This window comes from Bordetella sp. N (genome assembly GCF_001433395.1).
In the GTDB taxonomy this organism is placed as follows: Bacteria; Pseudomonadota; Gammaproteobacteria; order Burkholderiales; family Burkholderiaceae_B; genus Bordetella_C.
This window is the reverse complement of sequence record NZ_CP013111.1, coordinates 3798417-3817440: the sequence shown is the minus strand read 5'-3', so window position 1 is coordinate 3817440 and position 19024 is coordinate 3798417. Positions and strand designations below refer to the sequence as shown.

Here is a 19024-nt window from a genome sequence, read left to right as displayed (position 1 = left end):
TGTCAGTCCTTGGTGGGCGTCCAGACCGGGGGCGCCACGCTGCCGACCTGTTCGGTGATGCGGCTATAGGCTTCGGGGCGACGGTGCTTCTCGAAATTGAACACCGTGGTACGGCCCAGTTCGCACATGTCCAGATTGCAGTCCGCCACGATCAGTTCGTCGTCCCACGACGTCGCCATGGCCATGATCTCGCCTTGCGGATTGACGATGATGGAATGGCCGAACAGCTCGTAGCCGTCTTCCTTGCCGGCCTTGGCCACGGCCACGCCGAAGCAGGCGTTCTGGTAGCAGCCCGACTGGATGGCGAGTTGCGAGTGGGCCACGCGCAGGTGATGCGCTTCGAAGCCGCGGTTGTCCTGGTTGACGGCGGGGGTGTTGTAGCCCAGCAGGACCAGTTCGGCCTGCTGCAGACCCAGCACGCGCCACGCTTCGGGCCAGCGGCGGTCGTTGCAGATCAACATGCCCATATTGACTTCCAGGCCGGCCTTGCCGACCGGGGCACGCACGACGGGGAAGCCCAGGTTGCCGACTTCGAAGTAACGCTTTTCCAGATGCTGCACCTTCCGGTGCTCGGCGAATTCGGCATGGCCCGGCAGGTGGACCTTGCGATACTTCAGGATGACCTCGCCGTTGGGGGCGATGATGACGGCCGTGTTGAAACGGCGCTTGCGCATCACGCCCAGCTCGTCGGCCTCGTGGGCGATTTCCGCGTAGCCCAGGTAGATGGTGATGCCGTAGCGGCGGATGGCGTCGAACAGCGGCTGGGTCTCGACCGAAGGCAGCGTCTTCTCGTACCAGTGGTCGGCTTCGTCCAGGTTTTCCGTGTACCAGCGGGGGAAGAAGGTGGTCAGCGCCAGTTCCGGAAAGACGACGACCTCGGCGCCACGTTCGTGGGCGCGGTCCAGCAGGCGCAGCATGCGGCCCACGGCCACCTCGCGGCCCTCCGCCTTCTGGATGGGGCCCAGCTGGGCGGCGGCGACGGTAATGGTGCGGGACATGGGCGGCGGTTCCTGAGGGTTCGGGGCTTTGTTGGGGTGAAGAATGGCGTTTCGCCGCGGGGCTGTAAATCTAGGGGTAGACCCTTGTGCGGTGCAGCATGGGTCAGATTGATGAGCATCAACCAATTGATATTTATGAGAAATTTTTCCGCCGTTGATATGCTTGGGGTAAACCCGGGTGCGCTTTTTGTTATGGATCGTGCGCAATTCTTCATGCGAGGATGTCGCGCCGGCCGCACGGTGTGTAACGCCGCCTACAATCCCTAGCTTGTTTCCGCCTCTACTTGAACCAGACCATGGCCGGCCTGAATTCCCAAGGCGCCGCTCTCAGCCTGCGGCAGATCGAAGTCTTTCACGCGGTGATGGTGACCGGTTCGCTCAGCGAAGCCGGTCGTATGCTGTTCGTCACCCAGCCCGCCGTCAGCCGCATTCTGGCATCGGCCGAGAATCGCCTGCGCTATCCGCTGTTCGAGCGGGTCAAGGGGCGCTTGCAACCGACGCCGGAGGCGCGCCGCCTGTTCGCGGAGTCCGAGCGCATCTTCGATCACGTGTCCCGATTCAACACTTTGGCCACCGGCCTGGGGTCGAGCGCGACCGGCACGCTGAGCCTGGTGTCCAGTCCCAGCTTCAGCGAATGGCTGATACCCCGCACCATCCAGCGTTTCCGCGAGAAGCATCCTGGCACGGCCATCCGCTATCGCCCCTTGGCGTTCGACATGCTGTTGCCGCACATCCTGCTGGGCCACGCGGACTTCGGCATCGCGTCCATGTCGCCGCCGGCCAACGCCAACGTGGCGGCCGAGGAAATCGGTGAGGGATGGCTGGGCTGTGCCATCCCGCGGGGTCATCCCCTGGCCGCGCGGTCACGCATACGCGCGGACGATCTGCGCGGGCATTTATTGATCGGGTATGAGGCGGAAACGCCTTTCGGCCGCCTGGCCGCGCGGTTCCTGAACTCGGGCGAGAGCCCCTTGCAGCCGGATATCGAAATCCGCGCGACACCGGAGGCGCTGGCCCTGGTACGCCAGGGCGTGGGCGTGGCCTTGATCGAGTCCTTCGGCTACCACCCTGACTTTCAACGCGACTTCGTCCTGCGGCCCACGGACCCCGTCTTGCCGCACAAGATCCAGCTGCTGCACGCGGCGAACAGCCCCTTGTCCACCACCGCGCGTCGCTTCGCCGCTGCCTTGCGCCAGGTGATCAAGGAAGCACCGGCAGCCGCTGCCTAAGAAAAGTCGCTGTACGACGAACCGCAGTTCCAGCATGTCGTGAACTGGGGTTCCAGGGATTCATGGCACGAGCCGCAGCGCCAGCGCATCAGCGGTGCGCCCGGCGTCGGCGCGGCGCCGGTGATGACGCGTTGGGCGGCAGGCAGGTCGGCTTCGTGTTCAAGCCAGACTTCGGGCCCGCATTGGTCCACGGGTATGTCACCCATCGCCCCCTGCATATATCGATTGTGAAGCTCGCACGAGATGTGGACCTGCTCCAGCAGATTGATCCAGTGCTGGGCGATCAGAAGATTGGGCGCGCGGCTAAGTTTGATCATGACTTCTCCGGTCAAAGAGATAAACGATGGTATCCGCTTTGGCCGATATCTGGCGATAGATCGCCAGTCTCCACGTCCGCATGACCGTCAACAAAACTGTGAAAGGCGGCACAGGTCGGGCCTAGAACCCTCCCTGCCTTGCGGTTACCGACATGACTGGAACGCGAGCCTTGCAGGCGTCACGCTGCCAGACTTTCCTCTTGTTCCCCAACTCACGAACACAGGCGTCTTGCGCAGGCTTGCGGTCGTCTTACGGACTTACGACATGAAAGCACAAACGAAACGTTTATCCAGGTGGTTCTTCTTTGCCGCGGCCTGCCTGGTGTCCAGCGGTCCGAGTGCGCTGGCCGGCACCGCCCAGGCGCTCCTTGTCGCACGCGCCGCCGATGGCGCGGCTGGCGCAAACGGAGCCAATGGCGCTAATGGAGCCGACGGGGCTGATGGCGCCGACGGGGCCGATGGCGTTGATGGTGGTAATGGCGGAGCCGGTGGGCTTGGCGGCGCTGGTGGGCTAGGCGGGATAGGCGGGCTCAGTGCCAACGGAGGCGACGGCGGTAATGGAGGCAACGGTGGTAACGGAGGTATAGGCGCCAACGGCGGTGATGGCGCCGATGGTGGCGATGGCGGGCCCGGCGGCGTTGGTGGCAGGGGAGGAAATGGAGGCAACGGCGGAAACGGGGGGATCGGGGGTAACGGGGGCAACGGAGGAAACGGTGGCAATGGCGGTAATGGCTTGCACCGTGGCCATGTGAAGCATTGATCGATCGACCTTGGCGCGGGCTTCAACGCAAGCTGCCGCGTTTGACGCGAGTCGACATTCAGAGACACCGCGTCGGGACAGGCCCATCCCCTGGGCTCTTCCCTTTTTCGACGTCGAATAAAGAACAAGAACAAAGATAAATCGTCGTCGGAACCTTTGTTGCTCAGTCGTTACTGACATCCCCTCGAATATAAATCGACCCCGTCCGCCTGCATCCGCACAGGCGCTTCCAGCCTGCCGCACAACGACTTCTCCTTAAGTCCGCTTAGTCACGCGCGTGCATCCTCTGTGCGCGCTCGATATCTATTGAAAGAAGTCTTCGGAAGTACGACCAGCCGTGAAACTATCTTGGAAAGTGAGTTACTGATCGCCTCGAATATGCAGCTTTGTTTCTTATTCGATCCAGAATTCTTTCCATGTTGGAGCAGGCGGTCACAATGTCGAATACTTCAAGATATCCCTTTAAGAACGTTGCGCGTGATGCGATGAAGCCGAAGCGGGTCCGGTCTCGCTGCCGGCGGCGGGTACGGCTCGCTTTAGCATGGGGCGTTGCCATCGGGTCACCTGGCATTGACGGAGTGAATGAAGCGCAGGCGCAGGAGACTACGCTCTCCCACAAGCAACACCGCGGCAACCTGTCATCCATGACGCCGACCGAGCGGCTCTCCGCCGGCGATGCGACCGGTAGGGTCCGTAGAAGCCATCACGAAGTCGAACAGGGCACTATCCGGTTCAACTGCCGCAGCCGGGCGGGGGACGAGATGTTTCACCACTGCATGTGGGATCCGGGCGACGGGATCGAGGATGACCGTTTCGATCCCATGCATATTCGCAATCACGGAAGGCTCAATCTCAGGACGCCTGTAAGGGATGACCAGCCCGCCACAGCTCTGGATTACGAACGGAAGGTCGGCAGCTTGATCTCGGAAGGGGTAGGGAACACGATCGACAACGAAGGCTACAGCAACAACATGCAGCTAGGCGGGCCGGTAAAGCTGTCCGGCACGACCATGAGGTATTTCCTGTCTGACCTGCCGCATCGGCTTGTGATCAAGGGCGATCTGACGGTACGGAACGCGCATTTCAAGATTCGGCTTTCTCGCAACGCGCACGAAAAGATCAGGGATGGACAGGAGATCCTCAGCATCGTCGTCGATGGCAAGGTGGATGACGACAATTGGTTCGGCGCCGGTGAATTCTGGAGCATCGAGGATATGGGCAGGCGGGAAAAGAACAAGGAGTTCAAGCTGGAAGAACAAAAGATCGTCAGGGAGGATGGCAAGACGGAATACGTGGTCAAGTTCCGACGGAAGAAAGACCTTGAAGGCGCCGCCTACGTGGTGAGTAAAGATCCTCCCGTCCTTGAAACCGCCGCCCAGCAACCTCTGCCACCGATCGAGGGGATAGAAGTCGTCGAGGACGAAAGCACCATCGAGGAAGCAGGCGCCGCCGAAGAGAATGGCGACAGGGAAGCCGCGCGTAAGGAAAAGCGTGAGGGCACCGCAGAAGCAGAGCCTGCGTCGGAAGCCGAAGCTGCCGAAGCGGGCAAGGCTGCCGAGGTAGTCCTGATCGCGGAGATCCTGGCCGTGGCGAAGGAAGCGCCGGCCGAAGAACCGCCGCCGCCCCCGCGCCTGGCCGACTTCGTCACGTCGCCGAATCAAAAATCGGTGGCGACGGCCGTCGACACCTTGCCGTCATCCCACCCGGTCAATCAAGCCGCCTATGTGCTGGCGACCATGGATCCCGCCGGGCTGTCGTCTTTCAGCAGCGCGATCTCCGGCGAGGTCCATCCCACGGTGGGGGCGTCCCTGCAAGCGGCCGTCGAGCCGGTACGGGACGTGTCCATGGCGCAACTGCGCGCGGGCTTGTTCGGCGGCCGGCAGCCTGGCGCGTTGACCGCGGACGCCGGGGTCAGCGATGCGCCGGCGCTGGCGGGTGTCATGCCGTCTTCAACGATCTACCCGGCGTGGGCGCAGGTCACGGGCAACTGGCAGAAGCTGGGTGGCGGGGATCACAGTGCCAAGGGGAGCCAACGCAGTGGCGGGGTCTTCATCGGCATGGACGAGGACATCGGCAACGGCTGGCGCATGGGGGGCGCGCTGGGGTTCACGGACAGCCGCCTGAGCGTGGCCAACCTTGCTTCCTCGGCGAACATTTCCAGCTATAGCGCGATTCTGTATGGCGGCAAGGTCTTGCCCGCGGGGCCGGGGGCCGTCCATCTGATGCTGGGCGCTGCGTACACCTGGCATGACGTGCGAACCCGGCGGCGCGTGACGGGCGGGGGGCTGGACCAGCAGCTGCGTGGCAACTACAGCGCCGACACGGCGCAGCTGTTCACGGAAGCCGGGTACGCGGTGCCCGTGACGCCTGACCTGACGGTGCAACCCTATGCCGGCCTGTCGCAGACGAAAAACCAGCGCCGTTCTTTCGACGAGCGGGGCGGCAGCGCGGCCCTGTCCGGCAAGCGCCAGCGCAGCGACACGACAACCGTGTCGCTGGGCGTGCGCGCGACGCAGGACATCGACCTGGGCCGCCACAAGGGCCAGCTAAGCGGCGCGCTCGGTTGGCGGCGCAATTCGGGTGACTTGCGCACCAAGGCCAGCATGTCTTTCGATACAGGCGACAACTTCACCGTCACCGGCGCGCCCGTCGCGCGCGACACCATGCTCGTGGAAACGGGTGTCAAGGTCCAGGTGGGCAAGTCCACCGCGATGCGGGTCGACTACGCGGGCCAATTCGGTGGCGGCACGCGCAATCACTCGGCCAGTCTTACCGTGAACTGGCGTTTCTAAGCCACCAGGTTGTACAGGCAGTCCCCGCGCTCGGTCAGCGTGGGAAAACGCCGGCAGGACACGATGCCGTCCGCGGGGAAATGCAGCGCAACGGGCTCGCGCAGCGGCGTGTGGTGGGGATGCAGATAGCCGGCCAGCTGGCCGGCATGCACCTCGCTGCCCACCGTCACGAAAGGTTCGAACAGGCCGTCTTCCGGTGCGTAAAGAAAATGGCTGCGGCCCTGCGACTGCTTGACCCGCAGCGGCGGGGCCGGCTCCACTTCCAGGCCCGGCACGTAGCCGTAGTGCTTGAGCACCCGCCGCACGCCTTGCTCCGCCACTTGCAGACCCTGCGGAATCAAGGTGCCGCCGCCGCCCAGTTCAGTGGTGAGCGCCGGTATCCCCAATTGCGTGGCCGCCGCGTACAGGGTGGTCGATGCGCCGCCGCCTTCGCCGGTGGTCTGTATGCTGAGCGGCGCGCCGAACACTTCCAGCAGTTTCAGTATCTGGGCCTGCGCCGTGGCATCGCGGCCATGGCGCGCCAGGGCGCAAGGGGTGTATTCCAGCGACTTGCCACCTGAATGCAGGTCGATCACCAGGTCGCTGAGCGGGAACAGCACGGTCTGCACGTAATGGGCGATCATCGCCGTGGGCGAGCCGTTGGCGTCGCCGGGAAACAGACGGTTCAGATTGCCTTCATCGATGGGCGACGTGCGCCGGCCGGCCGCGACCGCCGGGTAATTCAGGGCAGGTGCGATCAGGATGCGGCCGCGCACGTGGGCGGGGTCCAGTTCGCGCGCCAGGCGCAGCAGCGCCACCTGGCCTTCGTACTCATCGCCATGATTACCGGCCGTGAGCAACACCGTCGGACCCGCGCCGTTGCGGATGCACACCAGGGGCACGGGGATCCAGCCATACGCCGACTTGTCCGAGGAGTAGGGGACGCGAAGATAGTCGGATTGCTTGCCGTCGGCGTCGAAGTCGATGGCGGTCCAGACCCTGCTGGCTTGAGACATGAGGTTTTACCTTGTGGTTTCAGCGCCGGCCCGGCGCCAGCAAACGGGATTCCAGTACCCGCACGGCCTGGGCGATCGCGACCGCCAGGATCAGGAAAATCACGCCTACCGAAACCATGGGCTCCGGATAGCGGAAGGTGTCCGAACCCACCTCCAGCGCCAGTCCCAACATCTCCGGCACGGAAATCACGGCCAGATAGGGAGTGGCCTTCAAGGCCGAGACGAAGTAATTGGCCATCGGGGCGGCGATATTGCGCAGCATCTGCGGCGCGACCACATAGAGCATGGCATCCAGCCGGCTCAAACCCAGCGCCTTGGCGGCGGCGAACTGGCCGACCGGGATGGCCTCGATGCCACCCTTGAACACTTCCGCCAGATAGCCGCTGTAGTAGATGCTCAGGCCCAGCACGCCGACGACCAGCGCCGGCAAGGTGATGCCGTATTGCGGCAACACGAAATAGAGAAAATAGAGCTGCACCAGCACCGGCGTAGAACGGATGAAGTCGATCACGAAGCGCATCACGTAACCGAGCCAGCGATTCGATCGGCGCAGCATCTCCATGACGAAGCCCAGCAGGGCCGAGCCCAGGCTGGCGACCGCGGCCACCCAGATCGTGGTCCACAGCCCGCGCAGGATGGTGGGCATCACGGACAGGGCGAAGGGCAGGTCAAAATTCACGATTGCCCCTTTGTCCCGCGCTGACACGGCGCTCCAGCCAGCGGCCCAGGATGGTGGCCGGGTAGCACACGATGAAATACGCCAGCAGCAGCGCGGTGTAGATGCGCGCCGGCGCGTACTCCAGCTGCGAGATCTGCTTGGCGCGGAAGGTCATGTCGGTCAGCGCGATCAGGGACACCAGGGCCGTGCCCTTGACCAGCTGGATGAACTGGTTGACGAAGGTGGGCATCATGGCCGCGAACGCCTGCGGCAATTCGATGGCCACCAGGATCTGCAGGCGCTTCATGCCCAGCGCGCGGCCGGCCTCGACCTGGCCGCGGTTCAGCGATTGCAGCGCCGCGCGCACGGCCTGGCTGCCATAGCCGCCGATGTTCAGACCCAGGGCCATCGCGCCCACGGCCACGCTGGACAGCACGATGCCGAAATTCGGTAGCGTGTAATACAGCATGAACAGCAGGATGATGACCGGCGAACTGCGCCAGAACTCGATGATGGCGGTCACCACCGTGTGCGCGGCGCCGCGCGTGAAGTACTGCAGCACGCCGAACACCAGGGCGAAGGGAACCGCGTAAAGCATGCCGTAGGCGGTGACGAGGGCGGTGATGCGCAAGCCCTCGAAAATCGCGCCCAGCGTTGCCAGAAACTCCATGGCTACATCTCCCGCCGGGCCAGCCGCTTAGAACTTGCCGTCGCAGACGGCGTCGGTGGTGACCGCCGGCGGCGCGACGTCGTCATCCGTGAAGCCATACTTCGCCATGATCTTGCGGACGGTGCCGTCGGCCTTGAGCTGGGCCAGGCGCTGGTTGTACAGATCGCGCAGGGCGGTGTCTTCGGGGCGGAAGGCGATGGCGGTGTACATCGCCGCCGGCACGCCGTTGCGGATCAGACCGGTGAAGGGCAGGGCGCGCTCGACACCCTTGACCTTCTGGTCTTGCAGCACCGACACCACGCTGGGCGCGGACAGGGTGGCGGCGTCGATACGGCCGGCGATGACGGCCGACACCAGCGCCTCGGTGTCCTGGAACTGAGTGATCTGCTCCTGCGGCACGCCGGCGTCGATGGCGTTCTTGGTGTTCAAGGTGCCGCGCCCGCCGCCCAGGCGGATCTTGGCGTTGGCCTTGATGTCGGCGTAGCTGTGGATCTTCAGCGGATTGCCGGCGGCGACGATCAGGCTGTCGCCCACGGCCAAATCGGGCTCGCTGAAGATCACGGCTTTGCAGCGCTGCGGCGTGACGGCGATGCCGGAAGCGATCATGTCGGTACGCTTGGCCATCATGCCGGGGATCAGGGCGCCGAATTCGCTGACCACGAATTCGATTTTCTTGACGCCCAGCGGCGTCAGGGCGGCACGCACGAGGTCAGGGTGGAAGCCCACGGCTTCGCCCTGGTCATCGCGGTAGCCCCAGGGCGCGCGGTTGTGAATGCCTATGGTGACGCTGCCTTTCTGCGTCAGGGCTTCCTGCGCGGAGGCGGCCTGGGCCGCCGTGCCGGCCAGGCCGGCGCAGGCCAGCGCCATGGCGGCGGCGGCGTGGTAGAGCTTACGGAAGGTCAACGTTTGCGTCTGCATTTTTATTCCCCTTGAAATCCGCGGTGATGATGAAGCGATGAACCGATGAAGCACATCCGTTCAACGTAGCGTGTTGGCCGGGCAGTGCTGTTCCAGGTAATCGAGAAAGCGGTCGATGTCGGCGGCCAGGTCGTCCTCGTCTTCCAGGCCCACGCTCAGGCGCAGGACGGTATCGGGCTCGGTCCAGGCGCGCACGCTGCGCACGGCGCGCACCGGCATGGGCGCGGCCAGGCTGCGCGTGCCGCCCCAGGACGCACCGATGGCGAAGGCCTTCAAGGTATCCAGGGCGGCGAAAACGTGCGGCGTCGCCTTTTCCGTGAAGACCACGCTGAAGACGCCGCTGGCACCGTTGAAATCGCGCTTCCACAATTCGTGGCCAGGAGAGCCGGGCAGGGCCGGGTACAGGACGCGGCGCACCAGGCGATGGCTCTGCAGGCGTTCGATCAATCGGCGGGCCACCCGCGCGCCGTGGTCCATGCGCAAGGCCATGGTTTCCATGCCGCGCAGCACCAGCGAGCAATCGTCGGGCGACACGCCGATGCCCATGCGGCCCAGGCCGGCGCGGATGCGCGTCGCGACGGCGGGGTCCTTGACGGTCAGCGATCCCATCAGCACGTCCGAATGGCCGCCGAAGAATTTGGTCAAGGCTTCGATGACGATGTCCGCTCCATGGCGCAGGGGCTTGAAGTAGAGCGGCGACGCCCAGGTGTTGTCGCAGCCGACCAGGGCACCCCGTTGATGGGCCAGGTCGGCGATGGCGGACATGTCCTGCACTTCCATGGTGGTCGAGCCGGGCGACTCGATCCACACCAGGCGCGTGCGGTCGTCGATCAGGGCGGCCAGGGCAGTGAGGTCGGTGGGATCGTAGTAACGGGTCTCGATGCCCAGGCGAGCCAGATCCGTGTCGGCGAAATCGCGCACCGGCGGGTAGACGGTGTCCGGGATCAGCACCCGGTCACCCTGGGCCAGCAGCTGCAGCATGGTGATGGAGATGGCCGCCTGGCCAGAGGGCGCCAGCAGGGTGCGGACGCCGCCGTGCAGCGCGGTGATCTTCTTTTCCAGGGTGCGCGAGGTGGGCGTGCCGTAGAGCCCGTAGCTATACCCTTCCTCGCCCCGCTCGCGGCGCGTGGCATAGGCCTTGGCGTCGGCGAAGGGAATCGTCGAGGCCCGGAAAACCGGCACGGCCAGGCTGGCGAACCCTTCGTGGCTGACTTCCGGCGAGACGACGCAGCGCGTCCATTCGTTCATGAGCGATTCCCAAGTCTTGGAGAGAAGAGACGAGGGAATTACAGCACCGGGGTTTTATTCCGTCTAATATTAAAAATCGGCCAGTCTATTCGTGTAGGTTATAGGGTAAAGATGAACCAGAGACAGATCGAAGTCTTCCACGCGGTCATGCTGAACCAGACCGCCTCGCGCGCGGCGGAAGTGTTGCGGATCTCGCAGCCCGCGGTGAGCAAGGCCGTCCAGGAGCTGGAAAGGTCGGTGGGCTTTGCCCTGTTCGATCGCATCAAGGGCCGCATGGTGCCCACGCCGGAAGGGCAGTTGTTGTTCCGCGAGGTGGCGCAGTCTTTCCTGGGCATGGTGCAGTTGCGCAATGCCGCGGCCCGCATCCGGGATTTCGGCACGGGCGAGCTGCGTATCGCGTCGCTGTCCGCCCTGAGCACCACCTTGCTGCCCATGGGCTTGCGCGGCTTCCAGTTGCAGCATCCGGACGTGGCCATCACGTATCAGGCGCGCATGTCATCCGAAGTCCGTGAACTGATGGCGACGGGGCAATTCGACCTGGGGCTGGCGGCCGACGAGATCGATGTGACCGCGGTGGATGCCAAGCCTTTCGGCAAGGTGCGCGCGATGCTCGCGGTGCCGCCCGGCCATCCTTTGGCGGACAAGCGGGAAGTGCGGCCCAAGGACCTGAACGGGGTGCCCTTCATCGCCCTGGCGCCGGAGGACACCACGCGCCGGGAGGCCGACGCCATCCTGCGCGCCCAAGGTGTGCAGCCGCGCCTGGTGCTGGAGACGCCGTTTTCCATCACGGTCTGCGCCATGGCCCTGGCGGGCCTGGGCTGTGGGCTGGTCAATCCCTTGACGGCGCGCGGCTTCGTCAATCAGGGGCTGGCGCTGCGGCCTTTCGTGCCGGCGGTCCACTTCCGGACCCTGATCCTGTTCCCCACCAGCCGGCGTCCTTCGCGCATCGTGCGGGACTGCGTGGGCCATCTGCAGCGGGCGGCACGCGAGCTGGACATGATTCTGCCTTGACGTCAGTGCAAGCCGCCGCTGGCTATCGGACACTGCGCTTCCAGAAAGTCGATCAGGCGGTCGATATCGTCGGCCAGGTCGTCTTCGTCTTCCAGGCCCACGCTCAGGCGCAGGACCAGGTCGGGCTCGGTCCAGTCGCGCACGCTGCGCACGGCGCGCACCGGCATCGGCGCGACCAGGCTGCGCGTGCCGCCCCATGACGCACCGATGGCGAAAGTCTTCAGCACGCCCAGGGCGGGGCCGACGTGCGGCGCGGCCGCTTCGGTGAACACCACGCTGAAGACACCGCTGGCGCCGTCGAAGTCGCGTTTCCACAGATCGTGGCCCGGCGAGCCGGGCAGCGCCGCATAGAGTATGCGGCTGACCAGCCGATGGCCCTGCAGACGTTGGATCAAACGGCCGGCCACCCGCGCGCCGTGATCCATGCGCAAGGCCATGGTTTCCATGCCGCGCAGCACCAGCGAGCAATCGTCGGGCGATACGCCTACGCCCATGCGGCCCAGGCCGGCGCGGATGCGGGTGGCGATTGCATTGTCCTTGATGGTCAGCGCCCCCATCAGAACGTCCGAATGGCCGCCGAAGAATTTGGTCAGCGCTTCGACGACGAAGTCCGCGCCGTGCCGCAAGGGCTTGAAGTACAGCGGCGACGCCCAGGTGTTGTCGCAGCCGACCAGGGCGCCCCGTTGATGCGCCAGGTCGGCGATGGCGGACATGTCCTGCACTTCCATGGTGGTCGAGCCGGGCGACTCGATCCAGATCATGCGCGTGCGGTCGTCGATCATCGCTGCCAGGGCGTCGACATCGGTGGGGGCGTAATAGCGCGCGTGGATGCCCAGACGGGCCAGGTCCGTATCGGCGAAGTCCCGCACCGGCGGATAGACCGTATCCGGAATCAGCACGCCGTCGCCGTGTTGCAGCAATTGCAGCATGGCCAGGGCGATGGCCGCCTGGCCCGATGGCGCCAGCAAGGTGCGGCAGCCGCCGTGCAACTGCGTGATCTTCTGCTCCAGGGTGCGCGTCGTGGGCGTGCCGTAGAGCCCGTAGCTGTAGCCCTCGTCGCCACGTTGCAGGCGCTTGGCATACGTGCCCGCGTCGGCGAAGGGAATGGTCGACGCACGGTAGACCGGCACCCCCAGGCTGGCATAGCCTTCGTGGCTGATTTCGGGAGTGACTACGCACCGCGTCCATTCATTCATGAAGCTGCCCCAGTCCTGGAAAAGCGAGAAGGCAGGGATTACAGCATTCACCCCTGGATGCGTCTAATAGGAAATATTGCCAGGCCTGGCGCCGATCTATAGCGTATCGGTACTTGCCGGGCTGTAGTTCGGCTTAGGTCAACGCTTCCAGTCGGCGTCGCGAAACCAGGCGCGCAGATGCTCGACGAACAGGCGCACTTTGTTGGGCAGGTTGCGGCGCGTCTGCACGATGGCGTGGATGTCCAGGCCTTCGGCTTCGTAATCCGGCAGGACGACCTGCAGGCTGCCATCGGCGATGTCGTTTTCCACCATGTAGCGCGGGTGCATGGAAATGCCGTGATCCAGCTTGACCAGGTTCTGGATCGATTCGCCCAGATTGGAACTGAAGTTGCCGTTGACGCGGACCAAGTGGGTGCCACGCTGCTTGTCGGTAAGGGTCCAATGGCTGGTAGGCGCTTTCAGGTTGTGCACCAGGCAGTTGTGCCGCTCCAGATCGCGCGGGATGCGCGGTTCGCCATGGGCCAGCAGATACGCTTTGGTGGCCACCAGCACTTGCGGCACCACGGTGATGCGGTAGGCGATCTGGTTGGTGTCCTTCAAGCGCGGGGCGATGCGCACCGACAGGTCCAGATTTTCGGCGATCAGGTCGCTGCGGCCGTCGTCCAGCAGCAGCGATACCTTGATGGAGGGATGGCGACGCAGAAAGTCTTCGATGGCCGGAACCAGATGCACCGCGCCGAAGAACGGCGGCGTGCCCAGGCGGATGCGGCCGCTGGCGGTGCGCACGGGGCCCTGCACCAGTTCCTTCAAGCCGCGCACGCTCTGCGCCAGCATGTCGGCGTTTTCCAGCAGCAGGCGGCCGCTTTCGGTCAGGCTGACGTGCTTGGTGTTGCGGTTGAGCAGCTGGACTTCGAAATGCGCTTCCAACCAGGCAATTTTCTTGGTCACGGAAGAGTTGCTCACGCCCAGGCTGGCGGCCGCCTTGGAGAAGTTCAGGCTCTTGCCTACCTGGACGAATACGTCCAGGCAATCGATCAGGTTCATGCGGTCTCCGTCTTTTCCAAATTGGAAAAAATCATTTCGTTTTCCGCTAGTGTCGCCGATAGCGGGCGCTGCATACACTCTTTCCTCTTTGGGGTCGGAGACAAGGAGACAACATGGAAATCATCCCCCTGGACACGCCCATGGGCGCGCGCATCGAGGGACTGGACCTTGGCCAGCCTTTGGCTGAGGCGGACTATCGCGCCATCGAAGGTGCTTTGGGGCGCCACGGCGTGGTCAGTTTCCCGCGCCAGCATCTGAGCGCCGCGCAGCTCAAGCGTTTCGCGGAGAACTTCGGCAAGCTTGAGGTGAACGTGGCCAACATGTACCACGAGCCGGATCTGCCCGAAGTGATGATTCTTTCGAACATCGTCGAAGACGGTAAGCCGATCGGTTTAAGCGATGCGGGCCAGGACTGGCACACCGACATGTCCTATAGCCGGACCATCGCTTTCGCCAACGTGTTGTTCGGCATCCGTATTCCCATGCGGGACGGCAAGTCCCTGGGTAATACCGAATTCTGCAATATGCATGCGGCCTACGAAGGACTGCCTGAAGAGTTGAAGCGCGAACTGGACGGCATGACCATCACCCACGACTTCAACAAGTTCTGGGAAATGATGCGGCGCGAGAAAGGCAGCACGCGGCCGCCGCTGACGGAGGAGCAGCGACGTCGCAAGCCGCCGGTGTCGCATCCCGTTTTCCTGACGCATCCGATCACGGGGCGCAAGGTGCTGTATGCGAATCCCGGCTACTCGATGCGCATCAACGAACTTCCTGAAGCGCGCAGTGCCGAGGTGCTGGACTTCCTGTTCAAGCATCAGGTGCAGGAGAAGTATCGGCATCGCCATCAGTGGTCCGAAGGAGATGTGCTGATGTGGGACAACATGGGCACCATCCACAACGCTGTCGCCGATTACCGGCCTGACGAGCCGCGTTTCATCAAGCGCTGCCAGGTCATGGCGGATAAATACTTTCCCGAGTTGTATTAGCTGGCACTACGCACGGATCACGGCGCAGCAGAACCATATACAAGGCGCCGGCCGATAATCCAAGGAGACACGCATGACCTCGAACAGACCCCTTGCTGCCTGGGCGGCGGCCGCGCTGGCCGCTTGTATGCTGACCGGCACTGCCCGTGCCGATGATTACCCTTCCCGTCCCATCCGCATGGAAGTCGGCTATGCCGCGGGCGGACCCACCGACGTCCTGGCGCGCATCCTGGCCAAGGAGATGGGCGATATCCTCAAGGCGTCCATCGTGGTGGAGAACAAGCCCGGCGCCAGCGCTTCCATCGCCGCCGCCGATGTGATGCGTTCGGAACCGGACGGCTACAAGGTGCTGGTGACCTCGCTGACCTGGAGTGTCAATCCGCTGCTGTATCCGGGCCGCTATAACTACGATCCGGTCAAGGACCTGATGCCGGTCAGCAATATCTGCAAGCTGCCCATGGTGCTGGTGACCAGCTACAACTCACCGTACAAGGACGCCAAGAGCCTGGTGGCCGATGCCAAGAGCCATCCCGGCAAGCTGACCTACGGGTCTTCCGGTGTGGGTGGATCGGCGCATCTGGCCGCAGAGATGATGGCCACGTCCGACGGCCTGAACATGACGCACGTGCCTTTCAAGGGCAACGGGCCGGCCCTGCAGGAGATGCTGGCTGGCCGCATTTCCTTCATGTTCTATCCCAGCGTCGGCATCGCGAACTACGTGCAGCAGAAGCAGCTGCGGGTGTTGGGCGTTGGCACCAAGCAGCCGGTGGCTGATTTCCCTGGCGTACCGACCATGGAGTCGCTGGGCTATCACGACTTCGATGAGGGCTCGCCCTGGGTGGGGCTGCTGGTCCCGCCGGGAACGCCGCGGCCCATCGTGGACAAGTTGAACAAGGCGGTGAACGAGGCGCTGGCACGGCCGCAAGTGCAGCAGCAGTTCGCGACGCTGGGGGCCCAGGCGGTGGGTGGTACGCCGGAGCAGTTCCGGGATTTCCTGGTGCAAGATAAGGCGCGCTGGGCCGAGGTTATTAAGCGCGGCAACGTCAAAGGCGAGGAGTGACGCTCACCCCCGAGGCGCTACGCGCCTCCCCCTCAAGGGGGCGGCACTGGCGGACCGGAGGGAGGCCCCTCCCCCAGGCGCTACGCGCCACCCCCTTAAGGGGGCGGCACTGGCGGACCGGCAAAGCCGGCTCCGCTGTGCCCCTGAAGGGACATCTTATTTTGGAAATGGCTGGGTTTCATGACGCGTAGCGTTGACGACTGTTATTCGATCGAGCGGCTGCGGCAGCTGGCGCGGGCGCGGCTGCCCAGGCCTATCTTCGATTTCTTCGATGGCGGCGCGGAGGACGAGCTGACCCTCAAGGACAACGCCGCGGCCTACGCAGGCGTGCGTCTGGCGCCCCGCGTGCTCCGCGACGTGGCCCACATCGATCTCGCCGGCAGCCTGCTGGGACGACCCGCCGCGATGCCGCTGGCGATCGGCCCCACCGGCGCGGTCGGCTTCGGCTGGCGCGGCGGCGACGTGATGCTGGCCCGCGCGGCCGCCGCTGCCGGTATTCCGTATGCGCTGTCCACATCGGCCACCGCGTCCATCGAAGATATCGCCGACAAGGCGCCAGGACGGCTCTGGTTCCAGGCCTACATCCTGCAGGACAAGGACCGCCTGCATGACCTGATCGCAAGGGCCGGCGCCGCCGGCTACGAAGCCCTGGTCATCACGGTGGACCTGCCCGTAGGCGGCAAGCGCGAACGCGATCTTGCGCATGGCCTGGCCTTTCCGATGAAGATCCGGCCGCGCAATTTCTTCCAGTTCGCCCGCAAGCCCGCCTGGTCGCTGGACATGCTGTTGCGGCGCCCTCCAGTGATGCCCAGCCTGGTAGGCTTGAACCAGGTGGCGTCGGACCGCAAGGCCATGCGGTCGGTGGCGGGGCGCAATTACGATCCGTCCTTCGACTTTGCCGCGCTGGCCCGTCTGCGTGACCGTTGGCCGGGCAAGCTGATCGTCAAGGGTGTGGTGCATGGTGGTGACGTCGATGCCATCGTGCGGCTGGGGGCCGATGCGCTGGTGGTGTCCAACCACGGCGGGCGCCAGCTCGATGGCGGCATTGCCGCGCTGTGGGCGCTGCCCGAGATCGTCGCCGCCGCCGCCGGCCGTGTGCCGGTGTTGCTGGACGGTGGCGTGCGGCGCGGCAGCGACATCTACAAGGCCATCGCCTTGGGCGCGGCCGGCGTGTTGACGGGCCGCGCGACGCTCTATGGCGTGCTGGCCGGCGGCGAAGCAGGGGCCTCCAAGGCGCTGGCGATCCTGCGCGATGAACTGGCGCGCACCATGCAGTTGTGCGGCACGCCTCGGCTGGACGCGATCGATACCGACGTGCTGCGCCTGCCCCAACCCTTTCCACCCTTTGTTCCTTGCCTGCATCCCGCGGCCCGCGCCTGGGCCGCGTCCATGCAGGCCGAATTGCTGGAGGAGAATTGAATATGGTCGATACAGAAAAATCCACGGGCCGCGGTCCGGGCGATAACGCCGCCGCGCTGATGCAGTGCCACAACCAGGTGATGGCGTTCTATCGCGACCTGGATGACAGCCGCTACGAAGCGCTGGCGGACAGGTTGGCGCCTGGCGCGGCGTGGCATCGGCAGGGCAAGGTGCTCAACAGCCGGCAGGCGGTACTGGACGCGCTGGCGCCGCGCTCGAAGACGCAACGCATCCATCATCTGATCGTCAATCTGCTGGCGGACAGCGTGGATGACGGCCACTGCCGCATGCGGGCGTATATGCTGGTGTTGCGGCATGACAGTGGCAGTGCCCCACAAGGGCCGTCCCCGCTGACGGGGTTCGAGAACGTACGCACCATGTATATCGACCTGGCCCGCGTCGGCGACGCATGGTTGATCAAGGAAATGCGCGGGGACGAACCCACGTTCGCGGCGGCAGCGCGGTAAAGGCGGGCGTACCTGCAAACCAACACAGTCGAGGAGACCAGCATGAAATGGATACGTGCCCATCTGGAGGGCGGAGAGCGCGGGCAAGAGGGAGCCGTGCACGCGGGATCGACGAACGCGTTCTACGCGCAACTCGATGAGAACGACCGTGTGCTGCCCGTGCGGGGCGATCCCTTTTTGGGATCCGAGCCAACCGGCGACATCCTGCGCCTGGATGACGTGCGCCTGGACGTGCCGGTGGTCCCGCCGACCTTCTACTGCGTGGGCTTGAACTACACCAGGCACATCGCCACGGAAGGGCTGAAGATTCCGGACAAGCCTGATGTCGGGTACCGCGCCAACAATGCCCTGATCGCGCATGGCCAGGATGTCATCATGCCCGCCGACGCCACCAAGGTGCATTACGAAGGCGAGCTGGTCGTGGTCATCGGCAAGCGGGCGCGCAACCTGACGCCGGAGCAGGCCCGTTCCTGCGTGTTCGGCTACACCATGGGCAACGACGTCAGCGAGCGCAACTGGCAGAAGTCCGACCGCACGTTCTGGCGGTCCAAGAATTCCGACACGTTCAAGCCCATGGGGCCGTGGATAGAAACGGACGTGGATGTGGCGCGCATGGAAACCGTGGTCACGCTCAACGGCAAGGAGAGCACGCGCTTCCACACCAATGACATGCTGTTCGGCATCGACACCTTCATCAGCACGATGAGCCGCTACCTGACGCTGTATCCCGGCGACATCCTGTGGATGGGCACCGATGGCCATTCGCCCGACCTGGTCGACGGCGATGTGGTGGAAGTGTCCCTGACGGGGCTGGGTGTCTTGCGCAACCGCTTCGTGCGGGAGCAGTGAAGGGCGGCTACTTGCCGCGCATCATGTCGATCAGCCGCCGGTCGCGCTTGGTCGGGCGGCCATCGCTGATGGTTTGCGCGGGCTCGGGCGCAAGGCGGCGCATCTCCGCCGCCTGGGCGCGGGCCGCCGCGCTCTCCGGCGTTTCTTCGTAGAGGGTGCGGGCCACGGGCGCGGGGCCCCGTACCGCGCTGACGGCCATCACGCGGACCTGCATCGCCGGTGTTTCCTTGCGCAGCGTGATGGTGTCGCCCGGGCCGACTTCGCGCGCCGGCTTGGCGGGCTGGTCGTTGACCAGCACCCGGCCTTTGCCGATTTCATCGACGGCCAGGCTGCGCGTCTTGTAGAAGCGCGCGGCCCATAGCCATTTATCGAGGCGCAGTTTGTCGGCCATGCGGGTTGCTTTC

The 19024-nt window shown here is 64.6% G+C and carries 19 protein-coding genes; 8 read left to right on the top strand and 11 right to left on the bottom strand.

Features of this window, described 5'->3' with window-relative positions:
- Positions 1-2: 2 nt before the first annotated feature.
- Entirely contained in the window at positions 3-998 is a 996-nt protein-coding gene (locus tag ASB57_RS16300; RefSeq protein ID WP_057653172.1) for an N-carbamoyl-D-amino-acid hydrolase, read from the bottom strand.
- Between the two features lie 296 nt (positions 999-1294).
- Here ASB57_RS16300 and ASB57_RS16295 point away from each other — a divergent pair, with 296 nt between their 5' ends.
- A complete protein-coding gene (locus tag ASB57_RS16295; protein WP_057653171.1) occupies positions 1295-2227 on the top strand; it encodes a LysR family transcriptional regulator in 933 nt (310 codons plus the stop codon).
- Here the strand turns inward: ASB57_RS16295 and ASB57_RS16290 are convergent.
- A complete protein-coding gene (locus ASB57_RS16290; RefSeq protein ID WP_082622019.1) occupies positions 2224-2541 on the bottom strand; it encodes a DUF2007 domain-containing protein in 318 nt (105 codons plus the stop codon). The genes ASB57_RS16295 and ASB57_RS16290 overlap by 4 nt on opposite strands.
- Positions 2542-3055: 514 nt before the next feature.
- Positions 3056-3301, bottom strand: a complete 246-nt coding sequence (locus ASB57_RS31810; protein ID WP_156414190.1) for a hypothetical protein — start codon at positions 3299-3301, stop codon at positions 3056-3058.
- Between the two features lie 779 nt (positions 3302-4080).
- Here ASB57_RS31810 and ASB57_RS16280 point away from each other — a divergent pair.
- The gene (locus ASB57_RS16280; RefSeq protein WP_057653168.1) at positions 4081-6096 is read left to right on the top strand and encodes an autotransporter domain-containing protein; all 2016 of its coding nucleotides are present in this window, start codon (positions 4081-4083) and stop codon (positions 6094-6096) included.
- On the opposite strand, the gene ASB57_RS16275 is transcribed toward ASB57_RS16280, so the two are convergent.
- The 5 genes from ASB57_RS16275 to ASB57_RS16255 are packed head-to-tail and all read right to left on the bottom strand — an operon-like array spanning position 6093 to position 10585.
- The gene (locus ASB57_RS16275; RefSeq protein ID WP_057653167.1) at positions 6093-7091 is read right to left on the bottom strand and encodes a succinylglutamate desuccinylase/aspartoacylase family protein; all 999 of its coding nucleotides are present in this window, start codon (positions 7089-7091) and stop codon (positions 6093-6095) included. The genes ASB57_RS16280 and ASB57_RS16275 overlap by 4 nt on opposite strands.
- A gap of 19 nt (positions 7092-7110) precedes the next feature.
- Positions 7111-7770: an ectoine/hydroxyectoine ABC transporter permease subunit EhuD gene (gene ehuD / locus ASB57_RS16270; protein ID WP_057653166.1), complete on the bottom strand. Its 660-nt coding sequence runs from the start codon at positions 7768-7770 to the stop codon at positions 7111-7113.
- Entirely contained in the window at positions 7760-8419 is a 660-nt protein-coding gene (locus ASB57_RS16265; protein WP_057653165.1) for an amino acid ABC transporter permease, read from the bottom strand. The genes ehuD and ASB57_RS16265 overlap by 11 nt, the downstream gene beginning before the upstream one ends.
- A gap of 27 nt (positions 8420-8446) precedes the next feature.
- Entirely contained in the window at positions 8447-9337 is an 891-nt protein-coding gene (ehuB, locus tag ASB57_RS16260; RefSeq protein ID WP_057653164.1) for an ectoine/hydroxyectoine ABC transporter substrate-binding protein EhuB, read from the bottom strand.
- Between the two features lie 60 nt (positions 9338-9397).
- On the bottom strand, positions 9398-10585 hold the full coding sequence (locus tag ASB57_RS16255) for a PLP-dependent aspartate aminotransferase family protein (RefSeq protein WP_057653163.1): 1188 nt from the start codon (positions 10583-10585) through the stop codon (positions 9398-9400).
- A gap of 111 nt (positions 10586-10696) precedes the next feature.
- Between ASB57_RS16255 and ASB57_RS16250 the strand changes: the two genes are divergently transcribed.
- Positions 10697-11596 (top strand): LysR substrate-binding domain-containing protein, encoded by a 900-nt coding sequence (locus tag ASB57_RS16250; protein ID WP_057653162.1) that lies wholly within the window; start codon positions 10697-10699, stop codon positions 11594-11596.
- Positions 11597-11598: 2 nt separating this feature from the next.
- Here the strand turns inward: ASB57_RS16250 and ASB57_RS16245 are convergent, their stop codons facing one another.
- Together ASB57_RS16245 and ASB57_RS16240 are read right to left on the bottom strand one after the other, a co-directional pair.
- Complete coding sequence (locus ASB57_RS16245) at positions 11599-12792, bottom strand: PLP-dependent aspartate aminotransferase family protein (RefSeq protein ID WP_057656202.1); 1194 nt, start codon at positions 12790-12792, stop codon at positions 11599-11601.
- Between the two features lie 138 nt (positions 12793-12930).
- Complete coding sequence (locus ASB57_RS16240; protein WP_057653161.1) at positions 12931-13836, bottom strand: LysR family transcriptional regulator; 906 nt, start codon at positions 13834-13836, stop codon at positions 12931-12933.
- A 113-nt stretch (positions 13837-13949) separates the two neighbouring features.
- Here ASB57_RS16240 and ASB57_RS16235 point away from each other — a divergent pair, with 113 nt between their 5' ends.
- From ASB57_RS16235 to ASB57_RS16215, 5 genes are all read left to right on the top strand, one after another.
- Positions 13950-14825, top strand: coding sequence for a TauD/TfdA family dioxygenase (locus tag ASB57_RS16235; RefSeq protein WP_057653160.1), 876 nt, complete (start codon positions 13950-13952; stop codon positions 14823-14825).
- 73 nt (positions 14826-14898) lie between these two features.
- The gene (locus tag ASB57_RS16230; protein ID WP_231755171.1) at positions 14899-15885 is read left to right on the top strand and encodes a tripartite tricarboxylate transporter substrate binding protein; all 987 of its coding nucleotides are present in this window, start codon (positions 14899-14901) and stop codon (positions 15883-15885) included.
- 180 nt (positions 15886-16065) lie between these two features.
- Positions 16066-17304, top strand: a complete 1239-nt coding sequence (locus tag ASB57_RS16225; protein ID WP_082621651.1) for an alpha-hydroxy acid oxidase — start codon at positions 16066-16068, stop codon at positions 17302-17304.
- Between the two features lie 2 nt (positions 17305-17306).
- Positions 17307-17771 carry a nuclear transport factor 2 family protein gene (locus tag ASB57_RS16220; RefSeq protein ID WP_231755170.1) on the top strand — a complete coding sequence of 155 codons (465 nt, stop codon included), beginning with the start codon at positions 17307-17309 and terminating at the stop codon, positions 17769-17771.
- A 42-nt stretch (positions 17772-17813) separates the two neighbouring features.
- Positions 17814-18620 carry a fumarylacetoacetate hydrolase family protein gene (locus ASB57_RS16215; protein WP_082621650.1) on the top strand — a complete coding sequence of 269 codons (807 nt, stop codon included), beginning with the start codon at positions 17814-17816 and terminating at the stop codon, positions 18618-18620.
- Positions 18621-18627: 7 nt separating this feature from the next.
- Here ASB57_RS16215 and ASB57_RS16210 read toward each other — a convergent pair whose 3' ends face one another.
- Positions 18628-19011: an RNA-binding S4 domain-containing protein gene (locus ASB57_RS16210; RefSeq protein ID WP_057653159.1), complete on the bottom strand. Its 384-nt coding sequence runs from the start codon at positions 19009-19011 to the stop codon at positions 18628-18630.
- Between the last annotated feature and the right edge of the window lie 13 nt (positions 19012-19024).

Excerpts from the sequence above, each read along its gene's own strand:
- ASB57_RS16265 (WP_057653165.1), bottom strand. The coding sequence starts at position 8,419 with ATGGAGTTTCTGGCAACGCTGGGCGCGATTTTCGAGGGCTTGCGCATC.
- ASB57_RS31810 (WP_156414190.1), bottom strand. The coding sequence starts at position 3,301 with ATGCTTCACATGGCCACGGTGCAAGCCATTACCGCCATTGCCACCGTT.
- ASB57_RS16240 (WP_057653161.1), bottom strand. The coding sequence starts at position 13,836 with ATGAACCTGATCGATTGCCTGGACGTATTCGTCCAGGTAGGCAAGAGC.
- ASB57_RS16280 (WP_057653168.1), top strand. The coding sequence starts at position 4,081 with ATGTGGGATCCGGGCGACGGGATCGAGGATGACCGTTTCGATCCCATG.
- ASB57_RS16220 (WP_231755170.1), top strand. The coding sequence starts at position 17,307 with ATGGTCGATACAGAAAAATCCACGGGCCGCGGTCCGGGCGATAACGCC.
- ehuB (WP_057653164.1), bottom strand. The coding sequence starts at position 9,337 with ATGCAGACGCAAACGTTGACCTTCCGTAAGCTCTACCACGCCGCCGCC.
- ASB57_RS16225 (WP_082621651.1), top strand. The coding sequence starts at position 16,066 with ATGACGCGTAGCGTTGACGACTGTTATTCGATCGAGCGGCTGCGGCAG.
- ASB57_RS16295 (WP_057653171.1), top strand. The coding sequence starts at position 1,295 with ATGGCCGGCCTGAATTCCCAAGGCGCCGCTCTCAGCCTGCGGCAGATC.
- ASB57_RS16215 (WP_082621650.1), top strand. The coding sequence starts at position 17,814 with ATGAAATGGATACGTGCCCATCTGGAGGGCGGAGAGCGCGGGCAAGAG.
- ASB57_RS16230 (WP_231755171.1), top strand. The coding sequence starts at position 14,899 with ATGACCTCGAACAGACCCCTTGCTGCCTGGGCGGCGGCCGCGCTGGCC.
- ASB57_RS16210 (WP_057653159.1), bottom strand. The coding sequence starts at position 19,011 with ATGGCCGACAAACTGCGCCTCGATAAATGGCTATGGGCCGCGCGCTTC.
- ASB57_RS16255 (WP_057653163.1), bottom strand. The coding sequence starts at position 10,585 with ATGAACGAATGGACGCGCTGCGTCGTCTCGCCGGAAGTCAGCCACGAA.
- ASB57_RS16275 (WP_057653167.1), bottom strand. The coding sequence starts at position 7,091 with ATGTCTCAAGCCAGCAGGGTCTGGACCGCCATCGACTTCGACGCCGAC.
- ASB57_RS16245 (WP_057656202.1), bottom strand. The coding sequence starts at position 12,792 with ATGAATGAATGGACGCGGTGCGTAGTCACTCCCGAAATCAGCCACGAA.
- ASB57_RS16250 (WP_057653162.1), top strand. The coding sequence starts at position 10,697 with ATGAACCAGAGACAGATCGAAGTCTTCCACGCGGTCATGCTGAACCAG.
- ASB57_RS16235 (WP_057653160.1), top strand. The coding sequence starts at position 13,950 with ATGGAAATCATCCCCCTGGACACGCCCATGGGCGCGCGCATCGAGGGA.
- ASB57_RS16300 (WP_057653172.1), bottom strand. The coding sequence starts at position 998 with ATGTCCCGCACCATTACCGTCGCCGCCGCCCAGCTGGGCCCCATCCAG.